Raw genomic sequence first — 19318 nt, forward strand, 5'->3', positions numbered from 1 at the left:
TGGTAGCCCGAGGGGAAGGGGCGCCAAAAGGGTGGCTAGGACCTACAACGTCGTCACGTACGGCTGCCAGATGAACGTGCACGACTCCGAACGCATCTCCGGCCTGCTGGAGCAGGCGGGGTACGTGCGCGCACCCGCCGGCGACGACACCCCGGACGTGGTCATCTTCAACACCTGCGCCGTGCGGGAGAACGCCGACAACCGGCTCTACGGCAACCTCGGTCGACTGCGCCCGGTGAAGGACAAGCACCGGGACATGCAGATCGCGGTCGGCGGCTGCCTCGCCCAGAAGGACCGTGGCGAGATCGTCCGCAAGGCGCCGTGGGTGGATGTCGTCTTCGGCACGCACAACATCGGTTCGTTGCCGGTGCTGCTGGAGCGGGCCCGGCACAACTCCGCCGCCGAGGTGGAGATCCTCGAGTCGCTTGACGTGTTCCCCTCCACGCTGCCGACCCGCCGCGAGTCGACGTACGCCGGCTGGGTGTCGATCTCGGTGGGCTGCAACAACACCTGCACGTTCTGCATCGTGCCGTCGCTGCGCGGCAAGGAGCGGGACCGCCGCCCTGGCGACATCCTCTCCGAGGTGCGCGCCCTGGTCGACGAGGGTGTGCTGGAGGTGACGCTGCTCGGGCAGAACGTCAACTCGTACGGCGTGGAGTTCGGCGACCGCTACGCGTTCGGCAAGCTGCTGCGCGCCTGCGGCGACATCGACGGCCTGGAGCGGGTCCGGTTCACCAGCCCGCACCCGAAGGACTTCACCGACGACGTGATCGCCGCGATGGCCGAGACGCCCAACGTCTGCCACTCGCTGCACATGCCGTTGCAGTCCGGCTCCGACGACGTGCTGAAGGCGATGCGCCGATCCTACCGCTCGGAGCGGTACCTGGGCATCATCGAGAAGGTCCGCGCGGCCATGCCGGACGCGGCGATCACCACCGACATCATCGTCGGGTTCCCCGGCGAGACGGAGGCGGACTTCCAGCGCACCCTTGACGTGGTGCGCGAGGCACGCTTCTCCTCGGCCTTCACGTTCCAGTATTCGAAGCGCCCCGGCACTCCCGCCGCGACGATGAACGGCCAGCTGCCCAAGCCTGTCGTGCAGGAGCGCTACGAGCGGCTGATCGCCACCGTCGAGGAGATCACCTGGGCGGAGAACAAGCGCCTGGTGGGGGAGACCGTCGAGGTGCTGGTCGCGGTCGGCGAGGGCCGCAAGGACGAGCGGACCGGGCGGATGTCCGGCCGGGCGCGCGACGGTCGGCTTGTGCACTTCGACGCCGGCAGCTTCGCGGGGTCGATCCGGCCCGGTGACATCGTGCACACCGCCATCACGTACGCAGCGCCGCACCACCTCAACGCCGACGGGGCGCCCCTGTCGCACCGCCGCACCCGGGCCGGCGACGCCGCCGAGGCCGGCCGCTCCCCGCGTACCCCTGGGGTGTTGCTCGGCCTGCCGACGATCGGCGCGCCGCCGGTCGCGCCCGCGCCCGCAGCGGGCTGCGCCGCGCACTGACCGGACGGAAGGGCCCCTCGTTGAGGGGCCCTTCCGCGCTCAGACGGTGATCTTGCCGGCGCCCGCGCCCGCCGTCACGATGGACTTGACGTTGCTCGCGGTGTCCAGCTGGTAGGAGTACGGGATGCCTGCCACGCTGCCGCCGGCCTGGCCGGTGGGCGAGTTGACGAAGTGGTTGTTCCGGGCCACCAGGCTGCCCGGCCCGGAGTCGCCCTCGCCGAGGTGGTACGTGTCGGCGACGTTCTCGAAGTAGTTGCCCTCGACGAGGACGCCGGCGTTCTCGGTGGACGCGACGCCGTAGCCGCCGTTGGCCCGGTAGTAGTTGTTGAACACGTGCACCGGATTGCCGAAGCGCACCCGGGGGTTGCGCTGGTTGCTGCCGTCGAACCAGTTGTGGTGGTAGCTCACCCGCAGGTGACCGATGTCCTGGCTGCCGTTGTCGTCGCTGTGGCCGAGCAGCATCGTCTTGTCGTGGTTGAACACCCGGTTCCAGGACACGGTGACGAAGTCCGATCCGCGTTTGATGTCGACGGCGCCGTCGTACCCGTTGCTGAAGCTGTTGTGGTCGATCCAGATGTTGGTGGCCGACTCCTGCACGTTTATCGCGTCGTCGTTCCAGTCCCGGAAGGTCAGGTTCCGGATGATGACGTTGCGGTCACCGCTGATGTTGAGTCCGCAGCCGGCGATTGTCGCGCCGGAGTTGCCGAGGATGGTCTTGTTGGACCGGACCCGCAGCATTCCCGAGCAGGAGATGGTCCCGGACACCCGGATCACCGCGGCGCCTGTGGCGTTCAGCGCGCTGGTCAGCGCCGAGGCGTTGGTGACGGTGGTCGTGGCCGCGGCGCCGCCGCCGGTGGTGCCGCCGTTCTGGGTGGCCCAGCCGACAAGGCCGGTCTGCGGCGGGCTCGTGGGCGGGGGCGTCGTGGGTGGAGGGGTGGTCGGCGGGGGCGTGGTGGGCGGGGGTGTGGTGGGCGGCGGGGTGGTCGGCGTGGTGCCGCCGGTGCAGGCGACGTTGTTGAGGGTGAAGCCGGTCGGAGCCGGGTTGCCTGAGTTGTTCCAGCTCGCGTTGAAGCCGAACGAGGTGCTGCCGTTGGTCGCCAGGTTGGCGTTGTAGTCGACGTTTGTCGCGGAGACCTGGCCGCCGCTCTGCGTGACTGTCGCGCCCCACGCCTGGCTGACCTGCTGGCCGGCCCCGTACGACCAGCGCAGCGTCCACCCGGCGAGGGGGTCCCCGAGGTTGGTGACAGAGACGTTGCCGGTGAATCCGCCAGGCCACTGGCTGGCGACCGAGTACGCGACCTGGCAGCCGGCCGCCGCCTGGGCGGTGACGGCGGTCAGCAGGCTGGCGGTGACGAGGGTGGCGGTGGCTGCGGCGGTGCTGGCGATCAGCGTCATCCGACGCCGTCCTGTGCGCATGCTGCTTCCTTTCGGTGAGACGGTGACCGTCGCGACGCCCATGCCCGTGGGCGGCGAGGTCGACCGGAACCTGTGGTCCCGGGCCCGCCGGTGCAGGTTCGTGAAGGAAAGCGGCTCCCGCGCTGGCGCTGGCCACCCGAGGGCAAGCGCTTTCCCGATGAGAGCATAGAAGCATCTGAATGTAAATGGCCGGGGGCGGCCGGCACCCGTACCTCGGTGCCGGCCGCCCCCGGGTAGCTCAGCAGCCGGTGCCGTTGAGTTTCACAGTCGCCGGGGCACTGGCGGTGCCGTTGGCGGTGAAGCCCACGGTGACCGACCCGCCCGCCGCCAGGGAGGGGGCGTGGCTCGGCGCGGCCGCGGTGACAGTCGTACCGGACTGCGTGACTGTGGCGTTCCAACCACTGCCCAACGTCACCCCGGACGGCCAGCTCCAGGTGACCGACCACGGGTTCACCGCCGCCGAGCCCGTGTTCTTCACTGTCAACTCACCCTGGAAGCCGCCCTGCCAGGCATTGACCTGCCGGTAGGTGGCGGTGCAGGCGCCCGTCGGAGGGTCCGTCGGGCCGCCCGTCGGTCCACCTGTCGGCCCACCCGTTCCGCCGGACGGCGCGATCAGGTACGGCTGGAGGATCGCCTGCTTGGTCGTGTTGATGTTCGTCCAGTCGTCGAGCGCGATGCCGCCGGTGTCACCCGAGTTCGGGTTCCACGACCAGTAGGTGAAGGACATCCCGGTGACCCCGGTGCCGGTGTACGCCATCAGCTTCTCCAGCCACACCCGGTCCTTCGGGTCGGCCAGGGTGCTGCCGAACTCACCCATCATGATCGGCGCGATGTTCTGCTTGTAGAGGTAACCCCAGTACTTGTCCCAGATCGCCGGCATGTTCGCCGGGTAGTCCGGGGCGTCGAACCAGGTCTGCCGGTACACCGACGTCGCGTACTCGTGCGGCGAGTAGACCAGCCGGTCCGCCACGTTCAGCCGTACCGGGAACTGGCCCGCCTTGGACAGGTTGCCACCCCACCAGCCGCAGTCCTCGTCGTTGCTCGGGTCGTTGTCCCACACGTTGGAGAGGCCACCACTCGGGCAGCTCACCCCCTCAACGAAGATCAACCAGTTGGGCTGGACACCGAGGATGGCGTTGCCGGCCCGCTCGGCGGCCAGCCGCCAGTCCCGGGCGGTGTCACCACAACCCCAACACGCGCCGGTGGCCGCCGGGTTGGTGCCCTCGGCGTGCGGCTCGTTGTGCAGGTCCGCGCCGATCACCGTGGGGTTGCCCGCGTACCGCTGCGCGAGCATCTTCCAGTCGTTGATCCAGGTCGCCTCGGAGACCGTCGGCGTGTACCACAGCGGCGACTGCCCGGCCGACGTCGGCCGGTGCCGGTCGAGGATGATCCGCATCCCCTTGCTGCCGGCGTAGTCGATCACCTTGTCCAGGATCTGCAACGGCGACAGTCCGACCAGGTCCGGGTTGACGAAGTCGTTGACCCCACTGGCGGTCGCGCCCGGCTTCAGCGCGTCGTTCGAGTACGGCACCCGCAACGTGTTGTAGCCAAGGCTGGCCATCTTGTCGAGCTGCCCCCGCCACGGGTTGCTCGACCACAACCCGTGAAAGGTCTTGTTGTCGGTCTCCATGCCGAACCAGTTGATACCCGTCAACCTGACCGTGGCGCCGGTGCTGTCCACGATCTGATTGCCGTTGGTGTGCAGGTACCCGGTACCGGTGCCGGCGGCGACGGCCGGGCTGGTGCTGACGGTGGCGGCGATGAACACGCCGGCCGCGACTGTGGCGAGCGCGGTCAACGCGCCGCCGAGAGCGGTGGGACGGAACATTCGAGCTCCACTTCGGAGGTCCGACGCCGTCGATGAACGACGCCGGCGGGCGGCCGTCCGCACGTCACGCCCCCAAGGGGTACGCGGACAGTGCGCGACGGCCCATGTCACGCGGACGTGGACACTCGCGAACGCTCACCGGCGACCCTCCGACGGCGGTGTCCCGCAGTCGTCGCCCTCGTGCCGGTGGCCCTACCTGGCTCCGCCGCTCATTCTGATCAGCACACCTCGATGCGTCAACCAGCCATCTGGCCGTCCCGAACGGCCGCCGCGCCCCGCCCCCCGCCCGCGCCGCGCCCCCGCCCCCCGCAAGATCGCGCTCGATCCTGGAAGTAGTGGCCTTGAAACGCCGGGATACCACTACTTCCAGGATCGAGCGCGATCATGACCCGCGAGGGCGTCCGACGCCCCCGCCTGCCGGCGATCCGCGCCACCGCACCCCTTCAGATCCCCGCAACTTCAGTGAAGTTGCTGCCTCCGGCGCGTCCGAGGCAGCAACTTCCGGGATGTTGTGAGGATCTTGGCGCGGGGCGCGGGGCGCGGGGCGCGGGGCGCGGGGCGCGGGGCGCGGGGCGCGGGGCGCGGGGCGCGGGGCGCGGACGTGCGGGAGCCCCCGGTCCCGTCAGGGGACCCGGGGGCTCCCGGTGACGCGTCGACTCAGCCGGCCTGCTCGGCGAGCTGGAGGAACTGCCGCTTGGCGGCGAGCGCCTGCTCGGCCTCCTTGATCCGGCGGGCGTCGCCGGCGCTCTGCGCCCGGGCCAGCCGGTCCTCGGCCTCCGCCACCTGTGCCCGCATCTGGGCGAGCAGCGGGTTGTCTTCCTTGGTGGTGCGGCGCCACGCGGAGTCCATCACTTCGCGGACCTTGTCGTCGATGACACGCAGTCGGCGCTCCAGCCCGGCGGCGGCCTCGCGGGGCACCCGCCCGGCCTCGTGCCACTGGGCCTGGATCTCCCGCAGCTTGGCCTGGGCGCCCTTCGGGTCGGCGTCGATGTCGAGGGCTTCCGCCTCGGCCAGCAGGGCCTGCTTGCGCTCCAGGTTGCCGCGCTGCTCGTTGTCGCGGGCCGAGAAGACCTCACTGCGCCGGCTGAAGAAGGCGTCCTGCGCGCCGCGGAACCGTTCCCACAGCTTCTGCTCGGCCTCCTTGGAGGCGCGCGGAGCGGCCTTCCACTGCGTCATCAGCTCCTTGAGCTGGTTGGCGGTGGCCGCCCACTCGGTGGAGTCCTTGAGCTTCTCGGCTTCGGCGACCAGCTCCTCCTTGACGGTCTGCGCCTGCTTGCGCTGCGCGTCGAGGGAGGCGAAGTGGGCGCCCCGGCGGCGGGTGAAGCCGTCCCGGGCGGCGGCGAACCGCTTCCACAGCTCACCGTCGGCCTTCTTGTCGACCCCGCGGATGGTCTTCCACTCGTCGAGGATCTCCTTGAGCCGGTCGCCGGCGGTCTTCCAGCCGGTGGATTCAGCGGCGAGCTTCTCGGCCTCCTCGACCAGCGCGGTCTTGCGTGCCAGGGCTTCGACGCGTGCGGCGTCGCGGGCGGCCCGGGCCTCACCGGCCTTCTCCTCGGCGAGGGTGGCCAGCTTGTCCAGTCGCGCGGCCAGCGCGTCGATGTCGCCGACCACGTGCGCCTCGGGGAGCGTGGCGCGGATCCGCCGGATCGTGCTCAGCGAATGCCCGGCGTCCGCCGCACCCGAGTTGAGCCGCGCTTCGGTCAGATCCACCTCGGTCACCAGGTCGGCGAAGCGGCGGGCGAAATGGGCCAACCCCTCCTCCGGTGCTCCCGCCTGCCAGGATCCGACCACCCGCTCGCCCTCGGCGGTCTTGACGTACACGGTGCCGTCCGCGTCCACCCGTCCGAAGGCAGTCCAGTCGCTCATGTGCCCATCCTCGATCTCCCGGCGTCGAAGGAACGAGTCCCCCGTCGCCGCCACGGCGCAGTCAACTTGCTTCCGGCATTGTCACAGGTCCAACCCGGTCCGCGTCGAGCGCCTATCGCCGACCGTGACCATACGGTGTCCTAGTGACCGAATGACCGGATCGGCGCGGAGACGCACCGGGGATTCCCGCTACGGTGGGCGGGTGCCACTGGTCGCCGCCGCTGTCTGCCCGCATCCGCCCCTGCTCGTGCCCGAGGTGGCCGGCACCGCCGCGCCCGAGCTGGACGATCTGCGGGCGGCGTGTGACACCGCCGTCGGTCGGTTGTTGGCCGTCGACCCGGACGCGGTGGTCCTGCTCGGCGCCGGTCCGACGACGGGCCCGATCTTCGCCCCGGCCACCGGTTCGTTGCAGCCCTGGGGCGTGGATCTGGACGTACCCCTGGTGCCCGGCCAGCCCGACCGGGGCGCCGTGCTGCCCCTGAGCCTGACCGTCGGCGCGTGGCTGCTCGCCCGCCAGGACGTGCGCGCGCAGGTGGCGGCCGTGCAGGTGGCGGCCGACGCCGGCGCAGCCGAGGTGGAGGCCCTCGCCGGGTCGATCGCCGGTTCGGCTGTGCGGGTGGCGCTGCTGGTGCTCGGCGACGGGTCGGCGTGCCGGGGGCAGAAGTCCCCGGGGTACGACGATCCGCGCGCCGAGGCGTACGACAGGCGGGTTGCCACGGCCCTGGCCGGGGCGGACCTGGACGTGCTGCTCGACCTCGACCCGGTGGTGTCGGCGGAGTTGAAGGCCGCCGGCCGGGCGTCCTGGCAGGTGCTGGCCGGCGCGGCCCGGTCGAGCGGCGGCGGGTGGCGCGGTGAGCTGCTGCACGACGCGGCGCCCTACGGTGTCGCCTACTTCGTGGCGTCCTGGGAGCGGATGTGAGCGGCACGGTCGTCGCGGTCGTCGGCCCGACGGCGGCGGGCAAGTCGGCGTTGAGTATCGCGTTGGCGCACGCGCTGGACGGTGAGGTGGTCAACGCCGACTCGATGCAGCTCTACCGGGGCCTGGACATCGGCACCGCCAAGCTGACCCCGGCCGAGCGGGACGGGGTGCCGCACCATCTGCTGGACATCTGGGAGGTCAGCGAGCCGGCGAGCGTCGCGGAGTACCAGCGGCTGGCGCGGGCGGCGGTGGACGACATCCTGTCCCGGGGGCGGGTGCCGCTGCTGGTCGGCGGGTCCGGGTTGTACGTGCGGGCGGTGCTTGAGCGTTTCGAGTTCCCCGGCACCGACCCGGCGCTGCGGGAGCGGCTGGAGCGGGAGTTGGCCGAGGTCGGCCCTGCGCCGCTGTACGCGCGGCTGCGCGAGGCCGATCCGGTCGCCGCCCAGGGCATCCTGCCGGGCAATGGTCGGCGGATCGTGCGGGCCCTGGAGGTGATCGAGTTGACCGGCGCGCCGTTCACTGCCTCGCTGCCGCAGCCGACGCCGTACTACCCGTCGGTGCAGCTCGGCGTCGACCTGGACACCGGCCTGCTGGACGAGCGGATCGCGGCGCGGGTGGACCGGATGTGGGCCGACGGCCTGGTGGCCGAGACCCGCGAGCTGCTGGGCCGGGGGCTGGCCGAGGGGCGGACGGCGAGTCGGGCGCTGGGCTACCAGCAGGTGTTGCGGCAGCTCGCGGGTGAGCTGACCGAGGCGCAGGCGCGCGACGAGACGGTCCGGGCGACGCGGCGGTTCGTCCGCAGGCAGCGCTCCTGGTTCCGGCGTGACCCCCGGATCCGCTGGCTGGACTCGGCGGCACCGGACCTGTTCGAGGCCGCCCTGCGTCTGGTGCCCGCCGCTGCGCGATGATGGGCGTGTGGAGTTCACCAAGGGCCACGGCACCGGCAACGATTTCGTCCTCCTTCCCGACCCGGACGGTCAGCTCGACCTGACTCCGGAGCTGGTCGCGGCGCTCTGCGACAGGCGGCGGGGCATCGGCGCGGACGGGGTGCTGCGGGTGGTCCGCGCCGCCAAGCATCCCGACGGCGCCGGGCTGGCCGGTGAGGCCGAGTGGTTCATGGACTACTGGAACGCCGACGGCTCGTTCGCCGAGATGTGTGGCAACGGCGCCCGGGTCTTCGTCCGGTACCTGCTCGACACCGGCCTGGCCACGCCCGCCGGCGCGGCCCTGCCGGTGGCCACCCGGGCCGGCGTCGTGCGCGCGCTCGTCGAGGGCGGCGCGGTCTCCGTCGAGATGCGCCGACCCCGGGTGTACGACAGTTCCGCCGCCACCCTCGGCGGACTGACCCTGGCCGGTACGGCTGTGGACGTGGGCAACCCGCACCTGGTGTGTGTGCTGCCGGCGGGAGTCGAGTTGGCCGCGCTGGATCTGACCCGCGCTCCGGGGTTCGACCCGGAGGTGTTCCCGGCGGGCGTGAACGTGGAGTTCATAGTGGCCGGCGACCCGGTGGACGGCACCGACGGGCACAGCCTCATGCGCGTGTACGAGCGCGGCAGCGCCGAGACCCTGTCCTGCGGCACGGGCGCCTGCGCGGTGGGCGCGGTGGCCCTGCGTGACGCCGGCCGGGACACCGGAGTGGTCGCGGTGGACGTGCCCGGCGGCCGCCTCACGGTGACGGTCACCGAGAACTCCTGCTGGCTCTCCGGCCCGGCCGTCCTGGTGGCCACCGGCGAGATCACTCTTTCGGCGCTTGCGGTCTGAACAGGCAGTCGAGGTGGTAATTCAGGACCGTCAGCGCGCCCGCGCCGTCGCGCTGACCGCCGAGCACCCTGGAGCCCAGCCCGTTGGTCAGCGCCAGTAGGCCCGCGGCAACCACGTCCGCGTCCAGTTCCGGGTCGACGTCGCCGTCCTGCTGCGCCTGCCGGAGCTGCCGGGCGAGCAGCCGTTCGAGCATGCGTCAGATCCAGCGCTGATTCTGACGCAAACCTCTTGATCAACAGAGATGGCGGGGTTGGGGTGGGGGGTTACGGCGTCGCGCTGGCGTTGGCCGCGATCTCCGGAAGGTCGGACGGGCCGGGGTCGGCCGCCGGCAGCGGGCTGGGGTTGTGCGCGGCGGCGCGGACGGCGGCGGCGACCGCCGGGGCGACCCGGGAGTCGAAGACGCTCGGCACGATCACCGTCGGGTTGATCTTGTCCTCGCCGACCACATCGGCGATGGCCCGGGCGGCCGCGATGGCCATCTCCTCGGTGAACTCCTCGGCGTGCGCGTCCAGCATGCCGCGGAACACCCCGGGGAAGGCGAGCACGTTGTTGATCTGGTTCGGCTGGTCGGAGCGGCCGGTGGCGACCACTGCGGCGTGCTTGCGCGCCTCGCGCGGGTCGACCTCCGGGTCGGGGTTGGCCAGCGCGAAGACGATCGAGTCCTTCGCCATCTGGGCGATGTCGTCGCCGGTGAGCAGATTCGGCGCGCTGACCCCGATGAACACGTCCGCGCCCCGGATGGCGCCGGGCAGGTCGCCCGAGTAGTTCTCCTTGTTGGTGTTCTCCGCCAGCCACTGCCAGGCCGGGTTCAGCCCGGTCAAGCCGCGGTGCAGGGCGCCCTCGCGGTCGTACGCGATGATGTCGCCGACGCCCTGACGCAGCAGCAGCTTCATGATCGCGGTCCCGGCCGCGCCGGCTCCGGAGACGACCACCCGGACGTCCGCGAGCTGCTTGCCCACGACGCGCAGCGCGTTGGTGAGCGCGGCCAGCACGCAGATCGCGGTGCCGTGCTGGTCGTCGTGGAAGACCGGGATGTCCAGCGCCTCGCGCAGCCGGGCTTCGATCTCGAAGCAGCGCGGCGCGGCGATGTCCTCCAGGTTGATCCCGCCGTACGCCGGCGCGATCGCCTTGACGATCTGCACGATCTCGTCGGTGTCCTGGGTGTCCAGCACCACCGGCCAGGCGTCCACCCCTCCGAAGCGCTTGAACAGCGCCGCCTTGCCCTCCATCACCGGCAGCGACGCGGCCGGGCCGAGGTTGCCCAGGCCGAGGACCGCCGAACCGTCGCTGACCACGGCGACTGTGTTGCGCTTGATGGTGAGCCGCCGGGCGTCCGCCGGGTTCTCGGCGATGGCCATGCAGACCCGGGCCACCCCCGGGGTGTACGCCCGGGACAGCTCGTCACGGTTGCGCAGCGCAACCTTCGAGGTGACCTCGATCTTGCCGCCGAGGTGCAGCAGGAACGTCCGGTCCGACACCTTGCGCACGTCCACGCCGTCGAGCGCGGTCAACGCGTCGACCACCTGGTCGGCGTGGCCGGCGTCGGCGGTGTCGCAGGTCAGGTCGACGATCACGTGGGTCGGGTCGGAGTCCACCACGTCCAACGCCGTGACGATCGCCCCGGCCTCGCCGACCGAGGTGGTGAGGCGGCCGATCGAGGAGGCGTCAGCGGTCACGGCGATTCGGATGGTGATCGAAAAGCCGGCGCTCGGCAGTCGGGTGATGGCCACGGGATCCCTCCGTCACGGCTGTGCGGCCGGTCGACCGCCGCCCGCATTTCTACCGGGTTGTCGTGGCCGACCAGCATTCGCCCCCACTTTTGGCGGCCTTCAGCATGGGCATATAGCAGGTGCGTTCGGTGTTGTCTCATGTCAGGATTACGTTCTACTTATCAAAACGGACAGGAGAACCGCTTGCGAGACCAGGAGAGCTTTGTCCCCGTCGAGGACGAGCTCGACGACGTCACCACCGGCGAGATGGAGCTGTCGGAGCGACAGTCCCTGCGACGCGTACCAGGCCTGTCGACCGAGCTCACCGACGTCACCGAGGTGGAATACCGCCAGCTGCGGCTGGAGCGGGTCGTCCTGGTGGGCGTCTGGACCGAGGGTTCGGTGACCGACGCGGAGAATTCCCTGACCGAGCTGGCCGCGCTCGCCGAGACCGCCGGTTCGCAGGTGCTCGAAGGGCTCATCCAGCGCCGTACGCGCCCCGACCCGGCCACCTACATCGGCCGTGGCAAGGTCGACGACCTCGGCGCGGTGGTGCTCTCCACGGGCGCCGACACGGTCATCTGCGACGGCGAGTTGTCTCCGTCGCAGCTGCGCAACCTGGAGCAGCGCACCAAGGTCAAGGTTGTCGACCGGACGGCGCTGATCCTCGACATCTTCGCCCAGCACGCCAAGAGCAAGGAAGGTAAGGCGCAGGTCGAGCTGGCCCAACTCGAATACCTGCTGCCCCGGCTCCGCGGTTGGGGTGAGACGCTGTCCCGCCAGACGGGTGGTTCCGGTCGCGGTGGCGGCGCCGGCGGCGGTGTGGGTGTGCGTGGTCCCGGTGAGACCAAGCTGGAGACCGATCGGCGGCGGATCCGCCACCGCATCTCCCGGCTGCGTCGCGAGATCAAGAGCATGCGCACGGTACGCGTCACCAAGCGCGCCCGACGTACGCGCAACTCGGTGCCCGCCGTGGCCATCGCCGGCTACACGAACGCCGGCAAGTCCAGCCTGCTCAACCGGTTGACCGGTGCGGGCGTGCTGGTGGAGAACGCGCTCTTCGCGACATTGGACCCGACCACCCGCAAGGCAACCGCCTCGGACGGGCGGCTCTACACGCTCTCCGACACGGTCGGCTTCGTCCGCCACCTTCCGCACCAGATCGTCGAGGCGTTCCGCTCGACGCTGGAGGAGGTCGCGGAGGCGGATCTGGTGGTGCACGTCGTCGACGGCACCCACCCGGATCCGGAGGAGCAGGTCCGGGCGGTGCACGAGGTGCTCGCCGAGGTGGGCGCGGACCGGCTGCCCGAGCTGCTGGTGGTCAACAAGACCGACGCCACCGACGAGGACACGCTGCTGCGACTCAAGCGGCTCTGGCCGGACGCGATCTTCGTTTCGGCGCACTCCGGCCGAGGCGTGGACGGGCTGCGCGCCGCCATCGAGGACCGGCTGCCGCAGCCGGCCGTCGAGGTCCGGGCGGTCCTGCCGTACGAGCGCGGTGACCTGGTGTCCCGGGTGCACCGCACGGGCGAGGTGCTCAGCACCGCGCATCTGCCCGAGGGCACTCTGCTGCACGTTCGGGTCAGCGCCGAGCTCGCCGCCGAGTTGGCGCAGTTCGACGTGGAACGGCAGGGTCAGGCGGCCGGCAGCCGCGCCTGAGCGGCCACGGCGTCATCCACCGGAAACGCGTGGCATGCGACACTGGCCGAATGCGCCGCGTTGTTTCCTCGGTCACGGTTGCCCTCGGCCTGTTCGGGGCAACCGTGGCGCTCGCCGGAGTCGCCGCGGCGGCTCCCGCACCTGGAGCGTCCGAGCCGCCCGCCGCCAAGCCCGGCAAGAAGCAGTGCACGATCGCCGACGAGCGGTTGCGCGAGCTGTCCGGCCTGGTGGCCACCAAGAGCGGCTTCATCGTGATCAACGACGGCACCGAGAACGAGGCACGCAAGCGTGTCTTCTTCCTCGACACCAAGTGCAAGATCTCGAAGGAGCCGGTCCGGTACTCGGGGCAGGGCCCGTTCGACACCGAGGACCTGGCGCTCTCCCCGAACGGCGCGACGCTCTGGATCGGCGACATCGGGGACAACGTCTCCTCGAAGGAACGCCGCAAGAGGGTCGCGCTCTGGTCGATGCCGGTCAGCGGCGGCAAGCAGCCGGTGCTGCACCGACTCTCGTATCCGGAGGGCAAGCCGCACGACGCCGAGGCGCTGCTCATCGGCAACGACAACAAGCCACTGATCATCACCAAGGTGACAAGCGGCAAGGCGGAGATCTTCACCCCGTCGGCGGCGCTCAAGACCGGTGACACCGAACCGGTGCCGATGCGCAAGGTCGGCGACATCACGCTGCCCAAGACGCAGACGGACAATCCACTCAACACGTTCGGGCGGGTGGCGATCACCGGCGCGGCCCGGTCCCCGGACGGCAACCGGGTGGTCCTGCGCACCTACGCGGACGCCTTCGAGTTCGACGTGACAGGTGGGGACATCGTCACCGCGCTCACCACCAAGAAGCCTCGGGTGACGCCGCTGACGGACCCGTTCGGAGAGGCGATCAGCTACTCACCGGACGGCAAGAGCTTCCTCACCGTCTCCGACGGCGGCCAGTTGGGCCCCGAGGACCCGATCGACATCCTCAGCTACGCCCCGTCCAGCTCGACCTCGGTGCCGCTGGCCGCCGAGGGGGGCACCAAACCGTCCGCCGCCAAGTCGTGGACCTCCGGCCTGAGCTTCGACGACATCACCTACCTGGTCGGCGCGGTAGGTCTGCTCGGTCTGCTGCTGGTCGGTGCCGGCATCATCGGCATCGTCCGGGCGCGCCGCCGGCCGCCGGCCGAGCCGTCCGACCGCTCGGATCCCGACGGCGAGCCCCTCGGTGGCCCGCGTGGTGGGCGTACCGAATCGGGCGGCGACCGCCCGGCAGGCGTCTACGGTGGCGGCAAGGCTGCGGGGGGCGCGGTCTACGGCGCGGGCGGTGGCGCGGGTCGCGGTGGCGCGGGTCGCGGCGGCGCGGGTCGTGGCGGTCCCGCCCCGGCTGGCGGAGCGGTGTACGGCGGTGGCCGTCCTGCGGCCCCCGACGGCGGTTACGGCGGTGCCCGGCCGGGCGGCGCCGGTGGTGGCGTCTACGGCGGCGCGCGTCCCCCGGCGGGCGGCGGTGGCCGTCCCTCAGGTGGTGGCGGCGGTCGACCTGCGGGCGGTGGCGGGGGTCGACCCCCGGCCGGCGGTGGGGGTCGTCCCGGCGGTGGTGTGTACGGCGGTGCTGGTCAGCCCGGCGGGGGCCGGGCTGAGCCGCCCCGGCGTGGTGGGCCGGAGCCCGACTACCGGGGTCAGCGACCCGGCCGGCGACGCGACGAGGATGCGCCCGTCGACCCGTACCGGCAGCAGCCGGGGCGCGGCCCCCGGGGCGACCGTTACTAGCTCAACGGCCAGGCCGGAAGGCGGGCGCGGGTGAGCGCTGGGGGCACCCACCCGTTGCCCGCTCAGATGCGGCGCAGCACCGCCACGACCCGGCCCATGATGGTGGCGTCGTCACCGGGGATCGGGTCGAAGGCCGGGTTCTGTGGCATCAGCCAGACGTGCCCGTCGCGGTGCCGGTAGGTCTTGACTGTCGCCTCGCCGTCGAGCATCGCGGCCACGATCTCGCCGGAGTCGGCGGTCGGCTGCTGGCGGACGACGACCCAGTCGCCGTCGCAGATCGCCGCGTCGAGCATCGAGTCGCCCTTGACCTGGAGCATGAAGACCTCGCCCTCGCCCACCAGCTCGCGGGGCAGCGGGAAGATGTCCTCCACGGCCTGCTCGGCGAGGATCGGCCCACCGGCGGCGATCCGGCCGAGCATCGGCACGTACGCCGGGGTCGGCCGCTGAGCGCGGGTCAGCTCGTCGTCGATGGCCTCGCTGGGGGCGCGGACGTCCACCGCGCGCGGCCGGTTGGGGTCGCGGCGCAGGAAGCCCTTCTTCTCCAGCTCCTTGAGCTGGTAGGCGACGCTGGACGGCGACACCAGGCCGACCGCCTCGCCGATCTCGCGCACGCTCGGCGGGTAGCCGTGCCGCTCCACCCAGGTGCGGATGAACTCCAGGATGCGGCGCTGGCGGGCGGTCAGGTCGACAGTCGCCGGGTCGGGGAAGGCGCTGACCACAGGGGTTACCTGGCGCACGGCGGGCTGGCCCGTCCGGCTGCGGGCGGCGCTGCGGCGTCGGGTGGCCGGGGGGCCCGCCTCGGTGATGTGCTGCGGCGTCTTCGGCCGGCTGGCCCGGTCCTCGGTCACGTCCGTCCTCCCTGGTCGGCGCTGGGTGCCTCGTCGGCTCGTGGTGCGTGCGGTGGTGCCACGTTGTTCCTGACCGTATAGGTGAGATCGGTCATTTTCAAACATCTGTACGACCTCCCACCGGCGTGTCGGCATGAAAAACGACGCCGGTCGTACGGATGTTCTGATAAATGGTACGTCGGCTGGTACACGTGTTCGATCTTCGGGCCGTTTTCCGGGTCGGTTCGGTCCGGTCGGCCGGTAACCCGGGCGGGGTGTCGGCGTTGGGTTTTCGGCGGAGGGAGGGGCTCGATTGCCCGGATGGTCCGTGACGCGCCGGACACGCCGGCCAACTTGACCCGGGTTGCTGAGCGACATACGGTCAACCCCTAGATGTAGTAGTGACACGGGCGTAAGTTGCCTACAGGTTGGGTCCGACTACCGACCGCACTCCCGTAACGTTGATCACGGTGGGGGCCATGAGCGCATGGCACCACCGTTGTGGCTCGTGCCTGGGTGCGTCCGGTACGACGTGGTTGATCATGATTAGGAGGGGCGCGATGCGGTGTCCGTACTGCCGGCACGCTGACTCCCGGGTGGTCGACTCGCGGGAGGCCGACGACGGCCAGCTCATCCGACGGCGACGTTCCTGCCCGGAGTGCGGCAAGCGGTTCACGACCGTCGAGGAGGCGGTCCTCGCCGTGGTCAAGCGCAGCGGCGTGACCGAGCCGTTCAGCCGCACGAAGATCATCGGCGGGGTGCGCAAGGCGTGCCAGGGCCGGCCGGTCGACGACGACTCGCTCGCGCTGCTCGCGCAGCGTGTGGAGGAGAGCGTCCGAGCCAAGGGGGCCGCCGAGATCCCCAGCCACGAGGTGGGCCTGGCGATCCTGGGCCCGTTGCGCGACCTGGACGAGATCGCCTACCTGCGGTTCGCCAGTGTCTACCGCTCCTTCGACTCGCTCGCCGACTTCGAACGCGAGATCGAGACGTTGCGGGCCGCAGCGCGGGCCCGGGAGCAGGGCCGGGCCGACGCGGTCGAGGCCGCCGGCCGTACCAGCTGAATCTTCACTGTTTTTCGAGCGATTGGGACGCGCGGTGGGTGACCGCGCAGACGAGGGGGGCGACGGCGTGACAACTAGCCGTGCACGGAACAAGGCAGGCGCGGGGCTGAAGATCGAGCGGGTGTGGACGACCGAGGGGGTCCACCCGTACGACGAGGTCGCCTGGGAGCGCCGCGACGTCGTGATGACGAACTGGCGGGACGGCTCGATCAACTTCGAGCAGCGGGGGGTCGAGTTCCCGCAGTCGTGGAGCGTCAACGCGGCCAACATCGTCACCACCAAGTACTTCCGGGGTGCGGTGGGGACCCCGGAGCGGGAGTGGTCGCTCAAGCAGTTGATCGACCGGGTGGTCACCACCTACCGCACCGCGGGTGAGGAGTACGGCTACTTCGCCAGCCCGGCGGACGCCGAGATCTTCGACCACGAGCTGACCTGGATGCTGCTGCACCAGGTGTTCAGCTTCAACTCGCCGGTCTGGTTCAACGTCGGCACCCCGTCGCCGCAGCAGGTCAGCGCCTGCTTCATCCTGGCCGTCGACGACTCGATGGACTCCATCCTCGACTGGTACAAGGAGGAGGGGCTGATCTTCAAGGGCGGCTCCGGCTCCGGTGTCAACCTGTCCCGGATCCGTTCGTCGCGTGAGCTGCTCTCCTCCGGCGGCAACGCCTCCGGGCCGGTCAGCTTCATGCGCGGCGCGGACGCCTCGGCCGGCACCATCAAGTCCGGCGGCGCGACCCGTCGGGCGGCCAAGATGGTCATCCTCGACGTGGACCACCCGGACATCCAGGAGTTCGTGGTCACCAAGGCGCGCGAGGAGGACAAGATCCGCGCGCTGCGCGACGCCGGGTTCGACATGGACCTCGGCGGCTCCGACATCGTCAGCGTGCAGTACCAGAACGCCAACAACTCGGTCCGGGTCTCCGACGAGTTCATGTCGGCTGTGGAGAACGGCAAGGGCTTCGACCTGCGCGGCCGGCTGGACGGCTCGGTGATCGAGACCGTCGACGCCAAGAACCTGTTCCGCTCCATCTCGCAGGCCGCCTGGGAGTGCGCCGACCCGGGCCTGCAGTACGACGACACGATCAACGACTGGCACACCTGCCCGGAGACCGGCCGGATCACCGCGTCGAACCCGTGCTCGGAGTACCTGCACCTGGACAACTCCTCGTGCAACCTGGCCTCGCTCAACCTGATGAAGTTCCTCCGCGCCGACGGTGGCTTCGAGGTGGAGAAGTTCGTCAAGTCCGTCGAGTTCGTCATCACCGCGATGGACATCTCGATCTGCTTCGCCGACTTCCCGACCGAGAAGATCGGTGAGACGTCCCGCGCGTACCGGCAGCTGGGCATCGGGTACGCCAACCTGGGTGCCCTGCTGATGGCCACCGGCCAGCCGTACGACTCGGAGCAGGGCCGCTCGGTCGCCGCGGCGATCACCTCGCTGATGACCGGCACCGCGTACCGCCGTTCGGCAGAGCTGGCCGGCGTCGTCGGCCCGTACGACGGCTACGCCCGCAACGCCGAGCCGCACAAGCGGGTCATGCGCAAGCACGCAGCCGCGAACGACGAGATCAAGCCCACCAGCCCGGTGGCCACCGCGATCGTCCGCGAGGCGACGAAGCAGTGGACCCAGGGCAACAAGATCGGTGACCGGAACGGCTGGCGGAACTCGCAGGCCAGCGTCCTCGCGCCGACCGGCACCATCGGCTTCATGATGGACTGCGACACGACGGGCGTGGAGCCGGACCTGGCGCTCGTCAAGTTCAAGAAGCTTGTCGGCGGCGGTTCGATGCAGATCGTCAACCAGACCGTGCCGCGCGCCCTGCGCAGCCTCGGCTACCCCGAGGAGCAGGTCGAGGCGATCGTCGAGCACATCGCCGACCACGGTCACGTGGTGGACGCCCCCGGCCTCAAGCCGGAGCACTACGCGGTCTTCGACTGCGCGATGGGTGAGCGGTCGATCGCCCCGATGGGCCACGTGCGGATGATGGCGGCGATCCAGCCGTTCGTGTCCGGTGCCATCTCCAAGACGGTCAACATGCCGGAGGCGGCCACCGTCGAGGACGTCGAGAAGATCTACTTCGAGGGCTGGAAGCTCGGCCTCAAGGCGCTGGCGATCTACCGGGACAACTGCAAGGTCGGCCAGCCGCTGTCGGTGGCGAAGAACAACAAGGCCACCGCGCCGGCGGCCGTCGAGACCGCCGAGGCCGCGCCGGCCGCGGTGGAGAAGGTCATCGAGTACCGGCCGGTGCGCAAGCGCCTGCCGAAGAAGCGCCCGTCCGAGACGGTCAGCTTCTCCGTCGGTGGCGCCGAGGGTTACCTCACCGCGTCGTCGTACCCGGACGACGGCCTCGGCGAGGTCTTCCTCAAGATGTCCAAGCAGGGCTCGACCCTGGCCGGCGTGATGGACGCCTTCTCGGTGGCCATCAGCATCGGCCTCCAGTACGGCGTGCCGCTGGAGACGTTCGTCAGCAAGTTCACGAACATGCGCTTCGAGCCGGCCGGCATGACCGACGACCCGGACGTGCGCATGGCGGCTTCGGTGATGGACTACATCTTCCGTCGCCTGGCGCTGGACTTCCTGCCCTACGAGCGCCGCGCCGAGCTGGGCATCTTCACCGCCAGCGAGCGGGCCGCCCAGTTGCGGGCCGAGGCCGACGCGGAAGCCGCCGCCGTCACCGGCGCCGAACTGACCGCGATGGCGTCCTCGGCGCCGGTGGAGGCTCCGGCCAAGCCGGGGGCCGTCGCCCAGCCGGCCGAGGAGATGGCCGAGGTGGCCGCCGCCAAGCCGGCCCCGAACGTGGGTTCCAGCACCGAACTGCTGGAGGCCGTGATCGGCAAGGCCGCCGACGCGCCGCTCTGCTTCACCTGCGGTACGAAGATGCGCCCGGCCGGTAGCTGCTACGTCTGCGAGGGCTGCGGCTCCACAAGCGGCTGCAGCTGACGTACGCCTCAGCGCTGCCCCGGCCTCCTGCGAGGTCGGGGCAGCGCTGTTCTGCGGCTCTTTCCGA

The 19318-nt window shown here is 70.8% G+C and carries 14 protein-coding genes; 8 read left to right on the forward strand and 6 right to left on the reverse strand.

Translation table 11 applies throughout. The features are described from left to right. Positions 1–31: 31 nt before the first annotated feature. Positions 32–1510 carry a tRNA (N6-isopentenyl adenosine(37)-C2)-methylthiotransferase MiaB gene (miaB, locus tag ACFY1S_RS05130; RefSeq protein ID WP_387113002.1) on the forward strand — a complete coding sequence of 493 codons (1479 nt, stop codon included), beginning with the start codon at positions 32–34 and terminating at the stop codon, positions 1508–1510. A gap of 39 nt (positions 1511–1549) precedes the next feature. Here miaB and ACFY1S_RS05135 read toward each other — a convergent pair whose 3' ends face one another. From ACFY1S_RS05135 to ACFY1S_RS05145, 3 genes are all read right to left on the reverse strand, one after another. Beyond that, on the reverse strand, positions 1550–2926 hold the full coding sequence (locus ACFY1S_RS05135; protein ID WP_387113004.1) for a cellulose binding domain-containing protein: 1377 nt from the start codon (positions 2924–2926) through the stop codon (positions 1550–1552). 238 nt (positions 2927–3164) lie between these two features. Then, complete coding sequence (locus ACFY1S_RS05140) at positions 3165–4754, reverse strand: cellulase family glycosylhydrolase (protein ID WP_387113006.1); 1590 nt, start codon at positions 4752–4754, stop codon at positions 3165–3167. Between the two features lie 657 nt (positions 4755–5411). Beyond that, complete coding sequence (locus ACFY1S_RS05145; RefSeq protein WP_357987293.1) at positions 5412–6620, reverse strand: DUF349 domain-containing protein; 1209 nt, start codon at positions 6618–6620, stop codon at positions 5412–5414. A 151-nt stretch (positions 6621–6771) separates the two neighbouring features. On the opposite strand from ACFY1S_RS05145, the gene ACFY1S_RS05150 reads away from it, so the two are divergent. Genes ACFY1S_RS05150 through dapF form a run of 3 tightly spaced genes read left to right on the forward strand, consistent with a single transcriptional unit; the run spans position 6772 to position 9300 of the window. Continuing rightward, a complete protein-coding gene (locus ACFY1S_RS05150; protein ID WP_387113008.1) occupies positions 6772–7539 on the forward strand; it encodes a class III extradiol dioxygenase subunit B-like domain-containing protein in 768 nt (255 codons plus the stop codon). After that, on the forward strand, positions 7524–8447 hold the full coding sequence (gene miaA, locus ACFY1S_RS05155) for a tRNA (adenosine(37)-N6)-dimethylallyltransferase MiaA (RefSeq protein ID WP_387114306.1): 924 nt from the start codon (positions 7524–7526) through the stop codon (positions 8445–8447). The genes ACFY1S_RS05150 and miaA overlap by 16 nt, the downstream gene beginning before the upstream one ends. A 7-nt stretch (positions 8448–8454) precedes the next feature. Further along, positions 8455–9300: a diaminopimelate epimerase gene (gene dapF / locus ACFY1S_RS05160; protein WP_387113010.1), complete on the forward strand. Its 846-nt coding sequence runs from the start codon at positions 8455–8457 to the stop codon at positions 9298–9300. Here dapF and ACFY1S_RS05165 read toward each other — a convergent pair. Next, entirely contained in the window at positions 9275–9493 is a 219-nt protein-coding gene (locus ACFY1S_RS05165) for a TetR family transcriptional regulator C-terminal domain-containing protein (protein ID WP_387113012.1), read from the reverse strand. The genes dapF and ACFY1S_RS05165 overlap by 26 nt on opposite strands. 70 nt (positions 9494–9563) lie before the next feature. Further along, on the reverse strand, positions 9564–11030 hold the full coding sequence (locus ACFY1S_RS05170; protein ID WP_357987281.1) for an NAD-dependent malic enzyme: 1467 nt from the start codon (positions 11028–11030) through the stop codon (positions 9564–9566). A 183-nt stretch (positions 11031–11213) separates the two neighbouring features. On the opposite strand from ACFY1S_RS05170, the gene hflX reads away from it, so the two are divergent. Next, a complete protein-coding gene (gene hflX, locus ACFY1S_RS05175; RefSeq protein ID WP_364366459.1) occupies positions 11214–12668 on the forward strand; it encodes a GTPase HflX in 1455 nt (484 codons plus the stop codon). Positions 12669–12718: 50 nt separating this feature from the next. Further along, the gene (locus tag ACFY1S_RS05180) at positions 12719–14422 is read left to right on the forward strand and encodes a hypothetical protein (RefSeq protein WP_387113015.1); all 1704 of its coding nucleotides are present in this window, start codon (positions 12719–12721) and stop codon (positions 14420–14422) included. 62 nt (positions 14423–14484) lie between these two features. On the opposite strand, the gene lexA is transcribed toward ACFY1S_RS05180, so the two are convergent. After that, positions 14485–15270: a transcriptional repressor LexA gene (gene lexA, locus ACFY1S_RS05185; RefSeq protein WP_357987272.1), complete on the reverse strand. Its 786-nt coding sequence runs from the start codon at positions 15268–15270 to the stop codon at positions 14485–14487. A 539-nt stretch (positions 15271–15809) separates the two neighbouring features. Between lexA and nrdR the strand changes: the two genes are divergently transcribed. Next, positions 15810–16310 (forward strand): transcriptional regulator NrdR, encoded by a 501-nt coding sequence (gene nrdR / locus ACFY1S_RS05190; RefSeq protein ID WP_145784926.1) that lies wholly within the window; start codon positions 15810–15812, stop codon positions 16308–16310. A 34-nt stretch (positions 16311–16344) separates the two neighbouring features. Continuing rightward, a complete protein-coding gene (locus ACFY1S_RS05195) occupies positions 16345–19251 on the forward strand; it encodes a vitamin B12-dependent ribonucleotide reductase (protein ID WP_387113018.1) in 2907 nt (968 codons plus the stop codon). Positions 19252–19318: the final 67 nt, after the last annotated feature.

Origin of the sequence: Micromonospora sp. NPDC000663 (assembly GCF_042898105.1) — a bacterium.
GTDB lineage: Bacteria > Actinomycetota > Actinomycetes > Mycobacteriales > Micromonosporaceae > Micromonospora.

Coding starts and splice junctions, on each gene's coding strand:
- ACFY1S_RS05135 (WP_387113004.1), bottom strand. CDS start 2,926: ATGCGCACAGGACGGCGTCGGATGACGCTGATCGCCAGCACCGCCGCA.
- ACFY1S_RS05140 (WP_387113006.1), bottom strand. CDS start 4,754: ATGTTCCGTCCCACCGCTCTCGGCGGCGCGTTGACCGCGCTCGCCACA.
- ACFY1S_RS05145 (WP_357987293.1), bottom strand. CDS start 6,620: ATGAGCGACTGGACTGCCTTCGGACGGGTGGACGCGGACGGCACCGTG.
- ACFY1S_RS05150 (WP_387113008.1), top strand. CDS start 6,772: ATGACCGGATCGGCGCGGAGACGCACCGGGGATTCCCGCTACGGTGGG.
- ACFY1S_RS05165 (WP_387113012.1), bottom strand. CDS start 9,493: ATGCTCGAACGGCTGCTCGCCCGGCAGCTCCGGCAGGCGCAGCAGGAC.
- ACFY1S_RS05180 (WP_387113015.1), top strand. CDS start 12,719: ATGCGCCGCGTTGTTTCCTCGGTCACGGTTGCCCTCGGCCTGTTCGGG.
- nrdR (WP_145784926.1), top strand. CDS start 15,810: ATGCGGTGTCCGTACTGCCGGCACGCTGACTCCCGGGTGGTCGACTCG.